This window comes from Actinomycetes bacterium, from assembly GCA_036000965.1.
Classification (GTDB): Bacteria; Actinomycetota; CALGFH01; order CALGFH01; family CALGFH01; genus DASYUT01.
In genome coordinates this window covers 26430-45796 of the sequence record DASYUT010000109.1, presented here as the reverse complement: position 1 = coordinate 45796, position 19367 = coordinate 26430, and the positions used below count along the sequence as shown (strand labels likewise).

General features: G+C 72.7%; 19 protein-coding genes and 1 tRNA gene. 12 read left to right on the top strand and 8 right to left on the bottom strand.

The genetic code is table 11. From position 1 onward, the window contains the following. The first annotated feature begins 297 nt into the window (after window positions 1–297). The gene (locus VG276_08935; protein HEV8649518.1) at window positions 298–483 is read left to right on the top strand and encodes a hypothetical protein; all 186 of its coding nucleotides are present in this window, start codon (window positions 298–300) and stop codon (window positions 481–483) included. Between the two features lie 839 nt (window positions 484–1322). Here VG276_08935 and VG276_08930 read toward each other — a convergent pair. From VG276_08930 to VG276_08910, 5 genes are all read right to left on the bottom strand, one after another. Beyond that, entirely contained in the window at window positions 1323–1553 is a 231-nt protein-coding gene (locus VG276_08930) for a hypothetical protein (GenBank protein ID HEV8649517.1), read from the bottom strand. Window positions 1554–1768: 215 nt separating this feature from the next. Beyond that, a complete protein-coding gene (locus VG276_08925; GenBank protein ID HEV8649516.1) occupies window positions 1769–2611 on the bottom strand; it encodes a methylenetetrahydrofolate reductase in 843 nt (280 codons plus the stop codon). A gap of 170 nt (window positions 2612–2781) precedes the next feature. After that, window positions 2782–3501, bottom strand: a complete 720-nt coding sequence (locus VG276_08920; GenBank protein ID HEV8649515.1) for a GAF and ANTAR domain-containing protein — start codon at window positions 3499–3501, stop codon at window positions 2782–2784. A gap of 25 nt (window positions 3502–3526) precedes the next feature. Next, window positions 3527–4744 (bottom strand): phosphatase PAP2 family protein, encoded by a 1218-nt coding sequence (locus tag VG276_08915; protein ID HEV8649514.1) that lies wholly within the window; start codon window positions 4742–4744, stop codon window positions 3527–3529. Next, entirely contained in the window at window positions 4744–5553 is an 810-nt protein-coding gene (locus tag VG276_08910; protein ID HEV8649513.1) for a phospholipase D-like domain-containing protein, read from the bottom strand. Before VG276_08910 ends, VG276_08915 begins: the two co-directional genes overlap by 1 nt. Before the next feature lie 338 nt (window positions 5554–5891). Here VG276_08910 and VG276_08905 point away from each other — a divergent pair, with 338 nt between their 5' ends. The 4 genes from VG276_08905 to treS all read left to right on the top strand — a co-directional run bounded on the left by VG276_08905 (window position 5892) and on the right by treS (window position 10801). Next, window positions 5892–6689, top strand: coding sequence for a phosphatase PAP2 family protein (locus VG276_08905; GenBank protein ID HEV8649512.1), 798 nt, complete (start codon window positions 5892–5894; stop codon window positions 6687–6689). After that, window positions 6686–7699 (top strand): diacylglycerol kinase family protein, encoded by a 1014-nt coding sequence (locus VG276_08900; protein HEV8649511.1) that lies wholly within the window; start codon window positions 6686–6688, stop codon window positions 7697–7699. Before VG276_08905 ends, VG276_08900 begins: the two co-directional genes overlap by 4 nt. Beyond that, window positions 7696–8673, top strand: coding sequence for a YihY/virulence factor BrkB family protein (locus VG276_08895; GenBank protein HEV8649510.1), 978 nt, complete (start codon window positions 7696–7698; stop codon window positions 8671–8673). Before VG276_08900 ends, VG276_08895 begins: the two co-directional genes overlap by 4 nt. Before the next feature lie 433 nt (window positions 8674–9106). Then, window positions 9107–10801, top strand: a complete 1695-nt coding sequence (gene treS, locus VG276_08890) for a maltose alpha-D-glucosyltransferase (protein ID HEV8649509.1) — start codon at window positions 9107–9109, stop codon at window positions 10799–10801. Between the two features lie 167 nt (window positions 10802–10968). On the opposite strand, the gene tenA is transcribed toward treS, so the two are convergent. Continuing rightward, window positions 10969–11619, bottom strand: coding sequence for a thiaminase II (gene tenA, locus VG276_08885; GenBank protein ID HEV8649508.1), 651 nt, complete (start codon window positions 11617–11619; stop codon window positions 10969–10971). A gap of 210 nt (window positions 11620–11829) precedes the next feature. On the opposite strand from tenA, the gene VG276_08880 reads away from it, so the two are divergent. From VG276_08880 to VG276_08860, 5 genes are all read left to right on the top strand, one after another. Next, window positions 11830–12825, top strand: coding sequence for a hypothetical protein (locus tag VG276_08880; GenBank protein ID HEV8649507.1), 996 nt, complete (start codon window positions 11830–11832; stop codon window positions 12823–12825). A gap of 164 nt (window positions 12826–12989) precedes the next feature. After that, window positions 12990–13355 carry a plastocyanin/azurin family copper-binding protein gene (locus VG276_08875; protein HEV8649506.1) on the top strand — a complete coding sequence of 122 codons (366 nt, stop codon included), beginning with the start codon at window positions 12990–12992 and terminating at the stop codon, window positions 13353–13355. 24 nt (window positions 13356–13379) lie between these two features. Beyond that, window positions 13380–14108 (top strand): metal-dependent transcriptional regulator, encoded by a 729-nt coding sequence (locus tag VG276_08870; protein HEV8649505.1) that lies wholly within the window; start codon window positions 13380–13382, stop codon window positions 14106–14108. 63 nt (window positions 14109–14171) lie between these two features. Then, window positions 14172–14256 (top strand) — tRNA-Leu (locus VG276_08865). Between the two features lie 73 nt (window positions 14257–14329). Continuing rightward, window positions 14330–14509 carry a hypothetical protein gene (locus tag VG276_08860; protein ID HEV8649504.1) on the top strand — a complete coding sequence of 60 codons (180 nt, stop codon included), beginning with the start codon at window positions 14330–14332 and terminating at the stop codon, window positions 14507–14509. 47 nt (window positions 14510–14556) lie between these two features. Here the strand turns inward: VG276_08860 and VG276_08855 are convergent, their stop codons facing one another. Beyond that, window positions 14557–15306, bottom strand: a complete 750-nt coding sequence (locus VG276_08855; GenBank protein ID HEV8649503.1) for a TMEM175 family protein — start codon at window positions 15304–15306, stop codon at window positions 14557–14559. A gap of 650 nt (window positions 15307–15956) precedes the next feature. Here VG276_08855 and VG276_08850 point away from each other — a divergent pair. Together VG276_08850 and VG276_08845 are read left to right on the top strand one after the other, a co-directional pair. Continuing rightward, entirely contained in the window at window positions 15957–16391 is a 435-nt protein-coding gene (locus tag VG276_08850; GenBank protein HEV8649502.1) for a TIGR03668 family PPOX class F420-dependent oxidoreductase, read from the top strand. Between the two features lie 168 nt (window positions 16392–16559). After that, complete coding sequence (locus VG276_08845; protein HEV8649501.1) at window positions 16560–17387, top strand: sigma-70 family RNA polymerase sigma factor; 828 nt, start codon at window positions 16560–16562, stop codon at window positions 17385–17387. A gap of 281 nt (window positions 17388–17668) precedes the next feature. Here VG276_08845 and VG276_08840 read toward each other — a convergent pair whose 3' ends face one another. Continuing rightward, window positions 17669–19342 (bottom strand): MFS transporter, encoded by a 1674-nt coding sequence (locus VG276_08840; GenBank protein HEV8649500.1) that lies wholly within the window; start codon window positions 19340–19342, stop codon window positions 17669–17671. Window positions 19343–19367 lie beyond the last annotated feature (25 nt).

Here is a 19367-nt window from a genome sequence, read left to right as displayed (position 1 = left end):
CCTGCATCGGCCTCGCGCTCCGCGCGCCGCGCCTTGGAAACCTGCACCAAGACGCGGACCGGCCGATCTCCGCTGACGAGCTGGGCAATATCAGGCGCCAACCGGCAGGCGTCAACAGCCTCCCCCGAAAAAAAGTCGTGCGCCTATAGCTAATCCTTCGAGGGGATCAGAGACTTTTTTTCGCTCCGACTATTGACCCCTGCCGGCGCCTGATGGACGTGACACGTCGCCCCCAGGTGGGCGAGCAGCAGCCAGCCCGCCAGCGGAGGCATGCGCGAGCAGGGGAGAGGAGCAGAGATGCGGCTCCTGGTACGCGGCTCACGGACCTGGACAGCCACCGATCGGCTCCGCAGCGTCATCGACCAGGTTGCCGGGCACGCCGAGGACTTTGCCCTCATCGAGGGAGGTGCCTACTTCTCCTTGCGAGGCCCATACGGGGACTGGTTCGTCGGCTTCAGGGACACGCCTGTCTCAGAGGCGTGAGAGCGGACTGCATCCTCACTGCGCCCCAACTCATGGGCAATCAGCCCCGCTGGCGTGTTGTGCTCTGCGAGGTCACGCAGCTTCTTCTCGTCGGCCGGGGTCCACGGCTTTCCGGCGTTTTCCTTAGGCTTGGGGGCCATCCTGTTGCCTTCCGGGCTAGTTACAGCATTGTAATTACCCTGATCATCTCACACGCGACGACTGTCGCGCAAACCAAGGCCAATTCGCAGCAAACAGAGGCTACCGCATGCAATCAGCGTGGTAGTTGAGGTCTGCTATCCTCGCCCGCGCTCGGTCCGCAGCCGGCTCCGTTCGTTCCGCCCCCGTGATCGACAGCAGGCCAGATCATGCGGCCTGAGCTGGCCAATCGGCCTGCTCCCTGTTCCGGCTGTGTTCCGTCATCCTTCGGCGGCCAGGCCCTCACGGCACGAGGGAGCGCAGCATTCGCCCTGTTCAGGGCAGTCTTCACCCTTGTCCGAACGCGCGTTCGCTCTCTCTTAAGGCAACGGTCCTGGTCCGCAGTTGGTCCGCGCCAGCCTAGAACCCAGCGGTCACGAGCGGGCAATCTCGGTCAACCCACAACCGCCTTCACCTGCACGATCACGCTGCTATCGGGTAGTTCCTGTTGGCAGGACGTGACCCCAGACCGCCCACGTCGAGGCGGTCACCGCCCTGCACCGGCGCGAGCCAACCCGCAGGTCGGAGCATTGACCGGCCGGTACCGACGCTCGCAAACCGGTCCCCACCCACTCCCGCTCCGCGCCGCAGCGTGCAGGCGCCCTGACCAGCAGGTCTTCCACGGCGTGCCTGATGGACTTCGCTGGCAACGCAGCAACCCGCTAGACCGCGTCGGCCACAGGCGGGGGCTCCTGCAGGAGCCACTCGGCCGCCACCTCGATCTCGTGCCGGAGCTGCCCGCCGAGCAGCTTCGCCGAGTCGAAGCGGATGCGGGCGACGCTCTCGCCGGCGGACACCACGGTCGCGCGCACGCCCTGGAGCCGGGCCAGGTCGCCGGATGCGCCGTCGAGGATCACCCGGTCGCCAGCCTTCCAGCGGCGCGGTGTCGTCATGCCGGCTCCCTTCTGGACGCCCGGACGTCCAGACGCGAACGGCCGCCGGGACCGGGGATCCTCGACGGCCATCGATGGCAAAGTCACAGGCTGGCGAGGCGGAGCATGCGCCTTGTCCAGTACGGCGTCAACAGGCCCCAGGGAAACGCTCCCGGGCCCGCGAGGCGGCCACCCCGCCCGGCCGCTGGAACCGGGTCCGGCCGGGTGGCGGCGGCTCAGCCCGGCCCGCGCCGGTCGCGCTGCACCGGGGCGCCACGGGCGGCCCGGAAGGCGGCCGCCACCCGGCCGGCCGCGGCCTCGTCGCCGAGCGGCATGACGTGCAGGGCGTCGACTCCGGCCACCCCGGCCAGTTCCACGGCCGTCTCGATGGCGAGGTCGACCCCGCCTCCGCCCGAGATCCGCCGGTACGCGTGCTCAGGCAGGGAGAAGCCAGGGAGCGTCTGGTTGACGTAGTCGGCCATGCGCCTGCTGCGCAGCACGGCGACGCTTGCGTACACCCGGCGGTCCTCGAGCTTGCCACTCTCCCGTGCCTGCCGGAGGAACACGGCCAGCCGGTTGGCGTCGAAGACCATCTGGGTCTGGACGAAGTCGGCCCCGGCCGCCACCTTCCGGCCGAGCAGGGCCAGCTCGCCCTCGGTGTCGGCCCCGAACGGGTCGGTCACGCAGCCGACGGCCAGGTCGTGGGGGGCGGCCCACGCCTTGGCGTCGGTGAGCAGCCTGGTGGTGGTGTAGTCCTTGACCCGGGGCACGCCGGCCACCGGGTCACCGTACAGGCACAGCACGCCCTCGGAGCCGAGGGCGGCGGCGCCGACGACCTGCGACTGCAGGGCGAGGCGGTTGCGGTCCCGGCAGGACACGTGCACGACGGTGGCCACGCCCTGCTCGCGGGCGAGCGCGACCGCGGCCAGCGGCGACATCCGGGGCTGTCCGGCGTGGTTGTCGGTGAGCCCGACCAGGTCGACGTTGGCGGCCAGGACGGCGATGCGGTCACGCACGCGGGCCGCGTCGGGCCGGGTCGGGAGCGAGATCTCGGCTGAGGTGAGGGCGTCGATGGACATGGCGCAACGCTACCACCCGAGAACCCGGCGGCGGGCCTCGCGCACTTCAGCCGACGTGGCCTCGTGTGGCGCCGTGGCCTCGTGAGCCGCCGGGGCCTCGCGAGCCGCCGGGGCCTCGCGCACGTCAGCCACCACGGCCTGGCGCACTTCAGGCAGGCCGGACCAGCCGGTCAGCGCCGCTGGGCGAGGGCGACCACGGCCCGGGCGACCTCCGCGATGGGGCGGCGCTCGTCCCTGGCCTGCCCGCGGAGGCGCTCGAAGGCCTGCCTCGGGGCGATCCCGTGCCGGCCGACCAGCACCCCCTTGGCCTGCTCGATGACCACGCGGGAGTCGAGGGCGCCTTGCAGCTCGCCGGCCAGGCGGCCCCGCTCCCGGGCCTGCATGGCGTTCAGGACCAGCAGGGCGGCGAGGTCGGTGAAGGCGGCGATCGCCTCGAGGTCGGACCGCTCCCAGGGGTGGCGCGCCGAGGACAGCGCGGCCAGCACCCCGACCGCCTGCTCCGAGTACGGGATGGGGCTGGCGAGCACGGCGACCAGCCCGCGCCGGACGGCGGCGGGGGCGAACGACGGCCAGCGGCGCTCGGCGGCCAGGTCGTCGGCCGGGACGACCTGCTGGTCCTCGAACGCCTCCACCCCGGGGCCCTCGCCGTGCTCGATCTGCAGCTCCTCGAGTGTGCGGGCCAGGTGGTCGGACACGGCCACGTTGCGCAGCAGCTGGTCACGGTCGGCCAGCATGAGCGCGGTCGCGTCGACCCCGAACAGCACCGCGGTCGAGTCGACGATGCGCTGCATCGCCTCCTCCAGGGTGGCCTCGGACTCGTGCAGCTCGGCGAGCTGGTCGAGTGCCTGCCTGAGACCGGAGGATGAGATCGTCATGATGGGCGGTAGCATGCGCTCCTCGGGCACCGAGGACCAGTCACTCGTCGACCGGCACGCCCTCGTCGGACCTGCGCCGGATGACCCCCGGGTCGTGGGGGTTGCGGGCGGCCGGGTCCTCCAGGCGCTCCTCCGACTCCTCCAGCAGGGCCCGGGCCTGCGCCCCGGTGTCGTCGGCCCCGTTGCCCGGCTCGGCCGCGAGCGAGCCGGCTCGCGACTCGACCTGCTCCTCGGTGGGCTGTGGCTCCGCGTCACGCATCGCGCTTCGGCCTTTCGTCGCGTCGGTCGGCAGCTCGGACGCTGGCAAGCCTACCGGCCCCGGACCGGGCGTGTCGGGGGGCGGGCGCCGCCACGGCCAGCGGAAGCCCGCCCGGCCCGCCGTCCGGTCTTTGACCTCGGCCCGCTCGGCCGGGGTGCCGAAGCGGAGCAGCGAGCCCCCGAAGGCGACCGAGCAGACCGCGAACCAGCCAAGCCCGAGGCTGACCCCGGCGACGACGTCGGAGAGCCAGTGCACCCCGAGCAGCACCCGGGAGGCGGCCACGGCGGCAGTCACCGCGGCGGCCGCCGTGCCCAGCCACACCTTCACCGACCAGCGTCGGCCGCTGCCGAGCAGGAGTGCGAGGGCGGCGTAGGTGGCCGCGGCAGCGGCCGAGTGGCCGGACGGGAACGAGTACCCGGAGGCGCCGGTCAGGTGGGGCACGGGCGGGCGCTCGCGCTGCACCAGCAGCTTGACCCCGTTGGCGATGAGGTTCTGGCCGACGACCACGGTCGCCAGGAAGGCAACGCCCGACCAGCGCTGGCGGCGCATCACGTCGAAGGCGCCGAACAGCACCACGATGGCGAGCACCACAGGGGTGCTGCCGAGCAGGGTGAGCTGGTGGAAGAGGCGAACGGTCTCGGGCGTGGCGTGGCGGACACCCCAGGCGGCCGCCGACGCGTCGGCCTGGGCCGGCCCGCTGCGGGACGCGAACGCGTCGGCGACCAGCCCGAAGACGAGCGCCGCCACGAAGATGACCGCGAGCGCGATGGTCAGGGCGAGGCCGGTGGCCTGGGCCGGGTCGAGCCTCCGGTGCAAGAGGCGGCGCAGCTGCAGCCAGCGGGTGACTTTCTCGGCCACCTGCTCGCCGCGCCCGGTGGCCGGGGGCAGGTGCGGGGCGCGGACCAGGGCGGCACCGGCCGCCGCCAGCACCGCGGCGATCACGAAGCCGAGCAGCACGATGCTGGTGGCCGGGCCGAGGTCCACGAGGTCGCCGGGCACTACAGCTCCCGGCGGACGAGCGCGCTGCCCAGCTCCTTGGCCCTGGCCGACAGGGGCCGGGCCCGCCAGCGGGCGAGGTCGAAGCCGGGGATGTCGGGCAGGTGCTCGCGGCCGGTGAGGATGCACTGGGTCGCCTCGGCCCAGTTGTCGAGGAAGCCACCGAGCAGGTCGCGCGTTGCCGGGCCCTCGACCCGGACGTGGGTGTCGCGCCAGTGGTCGGCGTCCTCGGCGTTGCCGGTCCACTCCTCGGCGATCCCCACACCGCCGGTGAAGCCGAGCTGGCCGTCCACGACCAGGATCTTGCGGTGGGTGCGGTTGTTCAGCTTGTGCAGCGTCCACCAGCGCACCGGGCGGAACCAGGCGACCCTGGCGCCGGCCGTCTCGAGCTGCTCGACCAGCTCGCGCTCCATCTTGGCCGCGCCGACCGCGTCGAGCAGCACGTTGACCTCCACCCCCGCCCTGGCCCGCTCGGCCAGGGCGTTGGCGAACTTCGGGGCGATGCTGCCCGTCCAGTAGACGTAGGTGGCGAAGTCGACCGTCTGCTTGGCCGCCTTGATGGCGTCGAGCATGGCCGGGAAGATCTCGTCGCCGTTGCGGAGCACGGTCACGCGGTTGCCCTGGCGCAGGGGCGCGGCCGTGAGCGCCGCCACCAGCCGGGCGAAGTCAGGGCTGCCGGGCGCGGGCGGGTCCTCCAGCTCGAACCCCTTGGCGCCGCCGCGGTGGTGCTGGGCCGCTTCGAAGGCGTAGACGCCGGCCAGGCCGAGCCCTCCCACGACGGCGGTGTTGCGTACGCTGCGTGCTGACGGCACTGCGACTCCTTCGTCATCCGGCCTGAGTCGGTTCACTGTACGTCCACCCGGCCGCAGGCCTATGAATGGCCTGAATGGCCACTGCATGGCCACCCGGCCACGGACCCAGGACGGTCACCGGGCCGCAGGCCCGGGAACGTGTCCACCGAGCCGCAGACCCGGGAACGCAGCCACCGGGCCGCGGGCCCGGGATCTCGCACCCACCGAAGGGTCCGAGCATGGCAATGCTCGCACCCTCAAGTGGTTTGCTCGCCTTCTTGGGTACATAGGCGAGTGGTACCCGGACCGACTTGGCCGGCCCATCCCGAGAGGCAACCGACCCGAGAGAGGCAACCGAGATGAAGGCAGCACGAGGGCACGGACCGCTCGACCCGTCGTGGCGGGACCCGGAGGCGACCCTGGCCGAGCGCTGGCGACACCTTCGCGACGGCGTCCCCTCGGCCCTGTTCCTGGTCGGCGGTGCGGTCGTCCTGCTCGGCGTGCTGGTGTTGCTCGGCTTCCTGCTCACCAACGTGGCCAACGACGACGCCCTGGGCAACGCCGACTCGAGCCTGTCCCGCTGGTTCGCGGCCCACCGGTCCGAGGACATGAACGAGGTCACCCGCTGGACCACCACCCTGGGCGGGACGCTGCCGGTCGCGACCATGGCCGTGCTGGTCGTGGCGGGCGCGGCGCTGGCCTGGCGCCGCTGGCGCGAGCCGATGCTGGTGGCGGTCGCGGTCGCCGGCGAGGTGGTCATCTTCCTCGGCGTCACCATGCTGGTGGACCGCGCCCGCCCGCCGGTCAAGCACCTCGACGAGGCGCCGCCCACCTCGAGCTTCCCGTCCGGGCACACCGCGGCGGCGATCGCCCTGTACGGGGCGGTCGCCATCCTCGCCTCGGAGCGAGCCCGCTCGGCCGCCCTGCGCTGGCTGTTCGTGGCTCTGGCGCTGGCGATCCCGCTGGTGGTCGCCGTGAGCCGCGTCTACCGTGGCATGCACTACCTGTCCGACGTCGTCGGCGGCATCCTGCTCGGCGCCATCTGGCTGTTCCTGACGGTCAAGGCCGTCCGCCTCGGCGTCCTGCACCACCAGCTCCGGAAACGGTCCCCGGACAGGCCTCAGGGCGCCCCGGCCCGCGGCGGGAGCGCGCGATGACCGTCGAGAAGGTGGAGCGCGAGGCCGGCGAGAAGCTCCGGCGCGAGGCCCGCGAGAAGCTCCAGCGTGAGGCCCGCCGGGGCGGGACGGCCCCGCGGCGCGTCGCGGTGATCTTCAACCCCGCCACCGGCGGGGAGGACGCCCCCAGCCGCGCCGACGAGACCCGAGCCGCCCTGGCCGCCGCGGGCCTCGACGTGCTCTGGCTCGAGACGACCAGAGAGGACCCGGGCCAGGGGCTGACCCGCCGGGCCGTCGAGGAGGGCGTGGACCTGGTCATGGCCTCTGGCGGCGACGGGACCGTGATGGCCTGCGTCACGGGCCTGGCCGGGACCGAGGTGCCGTTCGCGGTGCTGCCCGGTGGCACAGGCAACCTGCTCGCCAACAACTTCGACATCCCCAGCGACGTCGAGGGCGCGCTCGAGGTCGCCCTGCGGGGCGACCGGCGCCGGATCGACGTGGGCGCCATCGGCGACGACCGGTTCGTGGTCATGAGCGGGATCGGGTTCGACGCGGCCATGCTCAGGGACGCCGACCCCGGGCTGAAGAAGCGCATCGGCGCACTCGCCTATGTGATCAGCGGGCTCAAGCACCTGCGGCGCCGCCCGACCACGTTCCACATCCGCGCCGACGACCAGCAGCCGATCGTCCGCACCGGTCAGTGCGTGCTCGTCGCCAACCTCGGCCGGCTCCAGGGCCGCCTGCCGGTCCTGCCCGACGCCCAGCCCGACGACGGCCTGCTCGACGTGGCCGTGCTGCTCACGCGGACGGTCGGCGACTGGCTCAAGGTGGCGGCCCGGGTCCTGGCCCGGCGGCGGCGCGACGACCGCCAGATGGAGACCTTCCGGGTCCGGCGGGTGGAGGTGCGCTGCGACCGCCCCCAGCCGATGGAGCGCGACGGCGACCCGGCCGGCCCGACCGACCGGCTCGTGGTCGAGGTCGTCCCGTCCGCCCTGACGCTGTGCGTGCCCGCCACCAAGGCCGAGGCGGGCCCAGAGAGGAGCATGCGATGAGCACGGCAACATCGGTCCCCGAAACCTACGACCTGGAGGGTGACGACGCCCTGGAGACGCTGCGCCGGACCGGCATCGGGCGGCTCGTGAAGGACTCGTTCCAGCGCTTCCGGGCCGCCGACGGCTTCAGCCACGCCCGGGCCCTGGCCTTCCAGGTGACCCTGACCCTGCTCCCCGCCCTGATCGCCACGGTGGGGCTCGCCAGCGTCCTGAACGCCAAGAAGTTCTCCACGCTCATCCTGCAGACCGCCGACCGCTTCGCGCCCGGGCCGGCCGGCGACATCGTCAGGGACGCCTTCCGGCAGGGCCAGCGGGCCAGCGGCGGCGGGGCCAGGGCGGCGCTGGTGTTCGGGCTGCTCACCGCGGTGGTCTCGGCCGCCTTGGCCTTCGCCCAGATCGAGCGGGGCGCCAACCGCATCTACGGCGTCGAGCAGGACCGCCCCACCCAGCAGAAGTACCTGACCGGCCTGGTGCTGGCCTGCACGGCCGGCCTGCTCGCGGTGCTCGCCTTCGTGCTCATCGTGATCGGCTCCGACATCGGCCGGGCGACCGGGCTGTCCGGCGCGATAAGCGAGATCTGGGCCTTCCTGCGCTGGCCGGTCGCGATCGGCCTGATCGTGGGCGCGATGGCGCTGCTGTTCCGGGAGTCGCCCCGCCGCAGGCAGCCGGCCGCCTCCTGGCTCGCGTTCGGGTCGGGGGTGTCGGTGCTGCTCTGGTTCCTGTTCACCGGGCTGCTCTCGCTGTACCTGACGCAGAGCACCTCGTTCGGCGAGACCTACGGGCCGCTGGCCGGCATGATCGGCCTGCTGCTGTGGACGTTCCTGACCTCGCTCGCGATCTACCTCGGAATCGCCTTCGCGGCCCAGCTCGAGGCCGTCCGGGCTGGCACCCCCGGGCCGGTCACCGGCGAGCGGGAGAACCCGAGGGGCGGGACGGGCACCATGCGCCCTGGAAGCCGTCCCGCGCTGCGCTGACCGCCCGGCCTGCCTCGCTGCTCCCCGCCTCGGCCGAGGCGGGGAGCAGCGTCAGGTCCGGGGGCGAGAGGGAGCGGTATCAGGTCCGGGCGCGCCAGGGGGAGCGGCGTCAGGTCCGGGCGCCAGGGGGAGCGGCGTCAGGTCCGGGCGCAGGCGCACCGGTCGTGCCCGCCGGGAGGGAAGTGCTGTAGCCGTGGCCCCCGGCAGCCGATGAGAGCAGCGAGCGCGCTCTGCACAAACCCCTCGCCCACCGGGCACCTTGCCACGCCGGCTTCCGCCGACCGCCGCGATCCGGATGCGCAGGGGTTGAACGCCTACCGTGTGGTGTTTAACACTGGCTTGACCCAGCGCACACTTGCAAGGGGAGCACCGCTTCAGGGAGCTTCACCTGTCCACGCGGGCGTACGCTGCCGGAGTCGAGGAGCTGCAACGGATGCGAGAAGATCCCCTCTGGTACAAGACTGCCGTCTTCTACGAGCTGCACGTCCGTGGCTTCCAGGACGGCAACGGCGACGGCAACGGTGACTTCCGCGGGCTGACCGAGCGGCTGGACTACCTCCAGTGGCTCGGCGTCGACTGCGTCTGGCTCCTCCCGATGTACCCGTCGCCGCTCCGCGACGGCGGCTACGACGTCTCCGACCACTTCTCGATCCTCCCCGACTACGGGACGCTGGGCGACTTCTACGACTTCCTCGAGGCCGCCCACGCCCGGGGCATCCGGGTGATCGCCGACATGGTGATGAACCACACGAGTGACCAGCACCCGTGGTTCCAGGAGGCGCGCAAGCCGGGCTCGCCCAAGCGCGACTGGTACGTGTGGAGCAACACCGACAAGCGGTACCAGGACGCCCGCATCATCTTCGTGGACACCGAGGCGTCCAACTGGACCTGGGACCACGAGGCCCAGGCGTTCTACTGGCACCGGTTCTTCTCCCACCAGCCCGACCTCAACTACGACAACCCCGAGGTCCAGGACGCGATGCTCGAGGCCATCCGCTTCTGGCTCGACATGGGGCTGGACGGGTTCCGGCTCGACGCCGTGCCCTACCTGTTCGAGCGGGAGGGCAGCAACTGCGAGAACCTTCCCGAGACCCACGAGTTCCTCAAGCGGGTGCGCAAGGAGGTCGACGACAAGTACCCCGACCGGCTCCTGCTCGCCGAGGCCAACCAGTGGCCGCCCGACGTCGTCCCCTACTTCGGCGACGGCGACGAGTGCCACATGGCGTTCAACTTCCCGGTCATGCCGCGGATGTTCATGGCCCTGCGGCGCGAGGACCGCACCCCGATCGTGGAGATCATGAACCGCACGCCGAAGATCCCCGACACCGCGCAATGGGGGCTGTTCCTGCGCAACCACGACGAGCTGACCCTCGAGATGGTCACCGACGAGGAACGCGACTACATGTACGCGGAGTACGCCAAGGACCCGCGCATGCGGCGCAACATCGGCATCGCCCGCCGCCTGTCCCCGCTGCTCGACAACGGCAGGCGCCAGATCGAGCTGCTCTACAGCCTGCTGCTCAGCCTGCCCGGCAGCCCGGTCATCTACTACGGCGACGAGATCGGCATGGGCGACAACATCTACCTCGGCGACCGCGACGGCGTCCGCACGCCCATGCAGTGGACCGGGGACCGCAACGCCGGCTTCTCCCGGGCCGACCCGGCAGCGCTGTACCTGCCCTTCCTGATGGACCCGGTCTACGGCTACCAGGCCCAGAACGTCGAGGCGCAGGAGCGGGTGTCGACCTCGCTGCTGCAGTGGGTGCGGCGCATGCTGCAGGTCCGCAAGCAGCACCCGGTCTTCGGGACGGGCGACTACGAGCCCCTCTACCCCGACAACCGCCGGGTGCTCGCCTTCGTCCGCCAGCTCGGCGCCGACGTGGTCATCGTGATCGCCAACCTGTCGCGCTTCGCCCAGCCGGTCGAGCTCGACCTGTCACGCTTCATCGGCCTGGTCCCCGAGGAGATGTTCGGACGGACCCCGTTCCCGGTCATCGACGGCGAGCCCTACCGCCTCGCCGTCGGGCCGCACGGCTTCTACTGGTTCCACCTGGTGGAGCCGCCCGCCGAGCCCAAGGACACCGCCATGTTCCGCGCCGTCCAGGGACCGCTGACCGGCCGCCACTGACCGGCCGCCATGACCCGGCCGCCACTGACCACTGACTGACCACTGAAGGAGGAGCCGTTCAGCATTCCGAGGCTACGGCTCTGGTCAGCCGCCACCGTCGGACCCGGTGAACACGCACAGGACCTGCAGGGTTGGCATGCGTGCTCCCTCCTGGCCGCGCGCTGGGCTCATGCGTCCCAGAACGCGACCTCGTGGTCCAGGCTCTCGGTGAAGCACCGCTCGAGCTGTGCGAGCCGCCACGCGGGCAGCCCCTCGGCGGCCCGGTCGAGCATGCGCGCGCACCAGGCGGCCAGCTCGGCGAACCCGGGGTCGGCATAGGCCTCGACCCACCGCCGGTAGCGGGGCTCGGCCGGCATCCCGGCCGCCGCCATCGCCCGGCCCAGCTCCGAGTAACCCCACATGCAGGGCAGCAGCGCTGCCAGGACGTCGGCGAAGTCGCCGGTGGCCGCGGTCCGCAAGAGGAAGTCGGTGTAGGCGGCACAGGTCCGTGACTTGGGCTGGCCGTCCAGGTCGGCGTCGGTCAGGCCGAACTCGGCGGCGTAGGCACGGTGCAGCGACAGCTCGTCGTGCCAGGTGGCGTGGGCGAGGTCGACCAGGCGGCCGAGGGTTGCCGCGTCGGGTGCCCGGGCGGCGGCGAGGGCGAACAGGCGGACGTAGTCGTGCAGGAACAACCAGTCCTGCACGAGCCAGCGCCGGAACACCGCCTCGTCGAGGGTGCCGGCGGCGATGCCGCGCACGGTGGGGTGCGCGAGCTGGGCGTCGAGGCCGGCGCGGCCGAGCGCGAACACGCGCTCGCTGAGGCGGGCCGGGGTGGTCATCAGCCGATCGTAGCCGAGGCGCGGCCGGCGGCGCAGGCAACCCCATGGGGGACCCGGGCCAGCCCCCGAAAGCCCGCCAGCGGGCGCAGGCAACCCCACGGGGGATCTGGGCCAGCCCCAGGCCCGCCGGCGGCGCGGGTCTCCACCAGACTCGCGCCGGTGGCAAGATGGCCGACCGTACGCTCGTGGCACCCGGGAGGTGCCCTGCCCGTGGAGGAGGCGCCCGTGCCCGACCCGTACCTGGCCGACCTGGTGGAGGCGGCCGACCCTGCGGCGCTGCTGCGCGCCGTCGACGGCCTGTGCGCGACCCGCGACTGGCAGGGCATGGTCGAGCTGCGCGAGCGGCTGGTCGAGGCGGTCGAGCGGGGCAAGCCGCTCTGGCCGGTCACCACCTACGTCGAGTACCGCACGGCGCTGGAGGCGCCGGGCCCGGAGGCGGCCGGGGTGCTCCGCCCCGGCGTCGGGCGCTTCGCGCTCGGCCCGCTCACCGAGGTGGCCGGGGCCACTCACGCCTGGGAGGAGCTGGCCCCCCACCTCGGCGAGCCCGGCGTCGCTGGCGCGGTCGCCCAGGAGCGCGTGCTGCGCGGCGAGGACCTGCGGGGCGACCAGCGCGCCCACCCCGAGGTGCTCGAGCTGCCGCTCGCCCTGGCCTCCTGGGAGCCGGCCTACGCGCTGGCCGCCTACTCGGCCGACAAGCTGGAGGTGCCCGACCCGGGTGCCGAGCCGGTCGCGATGGAACCCGGGAGCGACCTGCCCAGCCGGGTGCTCGACCGGCCCGAGGTCGCGCGTGCCTTGACCGACCTGGTCGAGGTGTGGACGAGCGAGTCGGGCGGGACCGCGCGGGCGGTGGTGGTCGAGGGAGGGCCGTCGAGCGCGGTGTCCGCGCTGGGCGTGCCCCGGCACCGGCTGGGCAGGATCGCCGGGGCGGAAGCGATGGCGCGGATGGCGTGGGCGGCTGCGAGCGGCGGGGCGCACGGGGTGCGCCGGGGGGCGGCGCTCGGGCGCTTCGACGCCTGGTGGGCGGCTGCGGCCTTGGCCGGCCTGGACTGGCCCCCGGACCCGGCCGAGCTCGGGGCGGCGGTCGGGCGGCTGTCGTGGTGGTGCTGGGACGTCGGGATGCCCGGGACCGGCTGGACCCTCCGGCTGGCGGTCGCCGACCCCGAGGCCGGCTGGTCGACGGCACTCGACGCCACCGACGCCGCGTAGCGGCCGGGGCGGCCGCCGTCCTGGTCGCCTCGCCGGTGGCAGACTGGCACCGACCCGCACCGCAAGACAGGCACCGACCCGCACCGCAAGACAGGCACCGACCCGCACCTCAGGAGAGACCTTCAGGAGAGACCTTCAGGAGAGACCTTCAGGAGAGACCTTCAGTGCCGAGCCGATCCCGAATCTTCACGGCCGCGCTCGTGATCTTGTTCACGATATTGGCCGCCGCCTGCCAGCCCAACCACCCCGAGAACCGCGCCGCCCAGGCCGAGCCCGTCGTCGGCGCTCAGCGCGTGGTCGCCAAGGACACGGTGTTCACCCCGCTCGCCGTCCAGGTGCCGGCCGGGACCACGGTCACCTGGTCCTTCGAGGACGGCAACGTCCCCCACAACGTCAAGGGGGACGGCTTCGAGTCCAAGACCGTGCGCAACGGGACCTTCCAGCACCGGTTCGACCGGCCGGGCACCTTCGAGTACCGCTGCACGCTGCACGCCGGCATGGCCGGGCGCGTGGTGGTCGTCCCCAAGTGACCCAGGCCCGCGTAGGATGGGGCCATGTCCCAGACGCTCAGCTCAGCCGTTCAGGAGTACCTGGAGGCGCTCTACTGGCTGCACGAGGCCGGGATCGAGCGCAGCCCGACCAACCTCGCCCGCGCCCTGGGATACGCGCCCCCGAGCGTGACCGAGATGGTGCGCAAGCTCGAGGCCGAGGAGCTCGTGACCCGCGGTCCCGGCAAGCGCATCTCGCTCACCGAGTCGGGCGAGACGGTGGCCAAGCACGTGGTCAGCCGCCACCGGCTGGTCGAGGCGTTCCTCGTCAAGGTCATGGGCGTCCCCTGGGACGAGGTGCACGAGGAGGCGGAGACCTTCGAGATGGGGGTCACCGAGGGCCTCGAGAAGCGCATGCTCGAGATGATCGGCAGGATCAGGACCTGCCCGCACGGCCACCCCATCGGCGACTACCCGCGCGAGCCGGGCGTGCCCCTGACCAGCGTCCCGACCGGCAGCGTGGTGCGGGTGCTCCGCTTCGAGAACGAAGACCACGACCTGCTCCGGGCCTTCAAGCGGGCGGGGGTGGAGCCCAGGTCGACGTGGACGGTGGTCGACTTCGTGGACGGCCGCACGCTGCTCGACCGCGACGGCGAGCGCACCACCCTGGAGCTGCACCAGGCCCGCACCATCTCGGTCGCCGTCGAGCATGCAGGGACGGGTGAGCCGGCCGAGCGCGACCCGGAGAGCCTCGCCACCGCCTACCTGCTCGGCGAGAGCCACTGGAGCCGTTGAGCGAATGACCCCAGGTCTCGCTCGGACCGGCCGGTTGCCGTAGCCTCGAAGACCGCACCCCAGGCCGGAGTGCTGGAATCGGCAGACAGCCACGCCTTAAAAGCGTTGGGCCCATCAGGGCATGAGGGTTCGAGCCCCTCCTCCGGCACGAGGGCGAGAGGACTGCTGAGCGTCGCCGAGGTCGCCGACTACCTCGGCGTCCCCGCCAAGACGGTCTACCGGTGCCGGCTCGCCGGCGGCGGTCCCCCGGCGTCGGCGACGAAGCGTTGGAGGCCGTGGTCAGCGCCCGACCCGCCAGCGGCAACGTCATCGTGTTCGAGACCTACCAGGGCGCGGCCGGCGAGGATGAGGACGACGAGCTTGCCGGCCAGCCCGGCGCCGGCTCAGCGGCCGACACATAAGAGGGAGCCGCCATGACCGCCGAGTCCGTGTTCGACGACACCGCCTCTCACGGTGGTCGCCGGCTCACCCGTCGAGGCACTGAACCGGCCAGAGCGGGTTCGGTGAAGTCCGCGTACTCCTGGTTCCGCTTCCGGCCGCTGCGAAGGACCGTGATGCTGAGGACGTACAGCACCGGCATGCCCCCGTAGATCACCAGGCTCACCGCAGGCGCGACCGATGCGACCAGCATGGCGAGCAGGTAGACCAGCCCCGGGAACACGGCCAAGCCCAGCCCGGCGCGGCGCTGGCGATCATCAAGCCGCTGCCACAGTAGGTGCGGGCGGCTGGTGGCGTACAACCAGATGGCCACCCGCATGCCCGCGATCGCGACCAGCACCAGGCCGTAGATCCGCACTGCCACCGGCTCCCGGTCGAAGCGGCCCAGCAGCGAGGCGCCGAACGGCAGCAGGCACACCGGCAGCAGGTACAGGATGTTCAGCCAGACCAAGCCGCGATCGGTCCGGCGGATCAGCCCGAACAGGTCACGATGGCCCACCCAGTACATCCCGGCCACGATGAAGCTGATCACAAACGCGGCAAACGACGGCCGGATCTCCCGCAGCGCCGCAGCCAGCGACTGGCCCTCGGTGAGCTCCGGAACATGAACATCCAGCACCAGCAGCGTGATGATGATCGCGAAGACACCGTCGGACAGGGCCAGGACGCGCGAGGGGTCGTGCTTGCGCTCCAACAAGGCCGTGGCCGGTGCATCGCCCTCCTGCGCCCGCCCGACGGCGACCTCCCTCTCGTCAGCCACCTCAACCTCCCCCTCCCCACCCAAAGCCCTCAGCGCGTTTGCCGTGACCGCTCATCGCTTGGGCGCCGCACCGCGCCGTCTCGACGCTCCATCGTGGAGCGCAACGAGTCAGGTGTCACCACCCTGGCTGCCGCGGGCCGGCAGCCCTTGCCAACGAGGCAGGTGGTCACCGACGACGGGCTCTGCCTGCGCCCAAGCCGGTGCCATCGCCGCCAGGCTCCGAGCGGCGTCGTCATCGCCGGCCTGCTCCCCCGACGGGTCCTAAGCATCGGTCCGCACGCGCCTGCAGGCAGCTCAACCCGGACCCGAAAGGCGGGATCCGTGGCAGCTGAGGCGTCTTCCTCCCGCCGGCGGGTCCGCGCCGGGATGCTGGCCGCCACCTGGTCGAGCAGCTCGCCAGGAGTTCGGCCAGCCGCTGGCACTCGTCGTCGGTGAGCGATGGCCGCACCCGTGGTCCTCCCTGGCGCTGGGGCGTGCGCGCCGGTGCTCAGCAGCATGCGGCGTGGCATGCTGCGCTCGTCGGACGAGGCCATCCCGAGCAGGGACGGGTGCCTCTCAAATGGCCGACGGGCTCTACCATGTCTATCCGGTTTTTCTAGACATTCTGTTTGATTGGTCCATGCGGATCCGAGCACGCGGGAGGGATGCCGGTGACCGGCGGGCGCGCGGGACCCGAGGGGCCGCCCACGGAGGTGCTGGCACGGTTCGTGGCCGGCCGGGTGGCCCGGCTGGCCACCGCCCCGCCTGGCGGCCCCCGGCTCGTCCCGGTGACGTTCGCCTGGCACGAGGGCGTGGCGGTGTGGGCGGTGGACGCCGTGAAGCCCAAGCGGGGCCGGCGGCTCCGCCGCCTGGCCGACCTGGAGGCCGAGCCGCGGGTCGCCCTGCTGGTGGACCACTACAGCGACGACTGGGCCGAGCTGTGGTGGGTGGAGCTGCAGGGCACGGCCTCGGTGGTCCAGGGCCGGGCGGCCGACGCCGCCCTGGACGCGCTGGCCGGCCGCTACCCCGCCTACCGGTCCCAGCGCCCGCCCGGCCCGGTCGTCGCGGTCACCCCGCGCGCCTGGGCCTGGTGGTCGGCCCGGTGAGTGAACCCCGAGCAGCAGGATACAACCCTGGTGGCAGGCCGGATTTGGTAGGAAAGTTCTGTGTCGGCGCAGGTTTACCCGCGTGGGTCCAGGACAATGAGAAGCCAGACCGAAGAGCTCGAGTCCCGCCTTGTCCCTGCGGGCCGGCAGCACCTCACGGAGGTTCTGATGGCGTCCGCAGTCCTCGAAACTGAGCTTGAGCGACTCCCTGCTCCGGTTCCCCACGACGAGCCCCCCCTGGAGGTCCGCCCCGACGACGAGGCCGCGGTGCAGCGGGTCGAGGGCTGGTTCCAGGTGTACGCGCAGACCAGGGACCCCGCGCTGCGAGAGCGGATCATCCTGGCCTACCTCGGCCTGGCTGACCGGCTGGCCGACCGCTACAGGGGCAACCGCTCCATCCCGCTCGACGACCTCCGCCAGGTCGCCCGGCTCGGCCTGGTGAAGGCGGTCGACCGCTACGAGCCGGACCGGGCCAACCCGTTCATCCCCTACGCCGTCGCCACCGTGATCGGCGAGATCAAGCGCCACCTGCGGGACGCCAGCTGGCGCATCCGCGTGCCGCGGGGCGCCAAGGACCTGGCCCTGCGCCTGTGCCGGGCCATCGACGAGCTGCCCCAGCAGCTGGGGCACTCCCCCACCGTGGCCGAGCTGGCCGAGCACCTGAAGGCGACCGAGGACGAAGTGCTCGAGGCGATCGAGGTGGCCCAGACCCGTTCGGCGCCCTCGCTCGACCAGCCGGCCGGCGAGGACGGCGACGCCGTGCTCGGCGACTTCGTCGTCGAGACCGGCTTCCGCGAGGAGAGGGAGGACCTGCTCGTCCTGCCCCACCTGGTCAGCCGGCTGCCCGAGCGGGAGCGCGAGATCGTGCTCCTCCGCTACGTCGAGGAGCTGACCCAGGACGAGATCGCAGTCCGCATGCGGATCTCCCAGATGCATGTGTCGCGCCTGCTCAGGCGCGCGATCGAGCGCATGCGGGCGCAGCTGGTGGATGCCTGACCGGCGGTTCCGCCACGCCGGGTCAACCGCCGCCCGTTTGGAACACCGGCGCGGCGGCAAGGCCCGGTGCGAGGGCCGAGACCCCGCCCTCGCCGCCTCGACGTGCTCGAGGCCGCGTCGGGCCCCCAGCAAGTGGGGGCCCGACGCGCGCCGGGTTTCCCTCAACCGGTTCCGCCCGTCGCTGACCAGGTTCCGCAACCTGCGAGCGGGGCCTGATGCGCGCCAGCTTCCCCGGTACGCGCCAGGTTCCCCGGCGGCGGACTCGAGCACCCCAGCGCGGCTCAGTCGCGGTCTGGGCCGGGGCGGCTGCGGGTGCCGGGCCGGGTCGAGCGCACCCAGCGGCGCTGCCTGCCGATGGCGGCGTCGGGATGGATCAGGTGGGAGACGGCCGGCGGCCCGTCGCCGACGTGGAACGACTGGACGCGCTCGCGCACGAGCATGTCCTCGACGGTGAACCGCTCGTGCTGGCGCAGGTGCTCCGCCCAGGAGCGGACCACGAACGTCTCGACGTAGCGGGCTGGGTCGACCACGTCGCTCCACAGCCCCCAGCGGTAGGCGCCGTCGCGCCGACGCACCTGGCGCAGGGCCCGCATGGCGACCACGAAGTCCTCGGCCCGGGACGGCTCGATGCGGTACTCGACCAGGACCAGCACGGGACCGTCGTCGGGCTCGGGCTCGTCCACCACCTCCGGCTCGGGGCGGACCGAGGGTGTCAGGTCGATCGACGCGATGCCGTGCAGGCGCCAGCGGAGCGCGCCGGCCAGGCCGGCCACGAGCAGGAGCGCCGCGGCCAGGATCGCGCGGGTGACCCCGAGCCTGGCCGCGACCACCCCCCAGGCGAGGCTGCCGAGCGCGAGGCTGCCCTGGAACACCAGCAGGTAGACGGCAAGGGCCCTGGCCTGCACCCACCTGGGCACCACGCTGCGGGTGGCGACGTTGAAGCTGGTGAGCACCGACACCCAGGCGACGCCGGCGGCCAGCATGGCGACGAGCACCACCGGCAACGACCGGACCAGCGCGAGCACCAGCAGCGAGGCGGCCATCAGGAGCGTGCCCGCGACGAGCCGCGGGTCGATCGGCAGGCGGCTGCGGATCCTGGGCAGCAAGGTCGCGCCGACGATGGAGCCGGCGCCGAGGCCGCCGAGGAGCAGGCCGTAGCCGGTCGCGCTGAGGTGGAGCTCGCGCGTGGCCACCAGCGGCAGCAGCGCCCACAGAGCGCTCGCGGGCAGCACGAACAGGCTGGTGCGGTAGAGCACGGCCCGTAGCGCGGGCGCGTGGCGCACGTAGCGCAGGCCGGCGCCGATCGCCCCGACCACCCGCTCGCCGGCGCCCAGGACGTCCCGCTCGGGGCGGCGCCAGCGCCACAGCACCACGATCACGCCGAGGAACGACAGTGCGTTGAGGCCGAACACGGCGGCTGGGCCGGCCGTGGCCACGACCAGGCCCCCGAGGGCCGGCCCGAGCGCCCGGCCGATGTTGAACTGCACGCTGTTCAGGGCCACCGCAGCCGGCGTCTGGTCGGCCCCCACCAGCTCCGGGATGACCGCCTGCCAGGCCGGGCCGTTGACCGCGTTGCCGAGCCCGAGCGCGAACGTCAGCGCCAGCACCAGCCAGGGCGTGGCCACCCCGGCGGACGTGAGCAGCGCCAGCGCCGCGGCCGAGGCGAGCATCCACGACTGGGTGGCGAGCAGCAGCCGGCGCCGGTCGAACACGTCGGCCATGGCCCCGGCGGGCAGCCCGACCAGCATGACGGGCAGGCTGGTGGCGGTCTGCACCAAGGCGATGAGCACCGCGGAGCGCGACAGCTCGGTCATGAGCCACACCGCGCCGACGTTCTGCATCCACAAGCCGATGTTGGAGGCGAGCGCGGCGATCCACAGGGCGCGGAACGCGGGCTCGGCGAGCGGGGCCCAGGCCGACGCCTGGGGGGTCGGGGTCGGGCGGTCTGCGGCCACGGCTCGTCCTTGCGGGCAGGGGAGG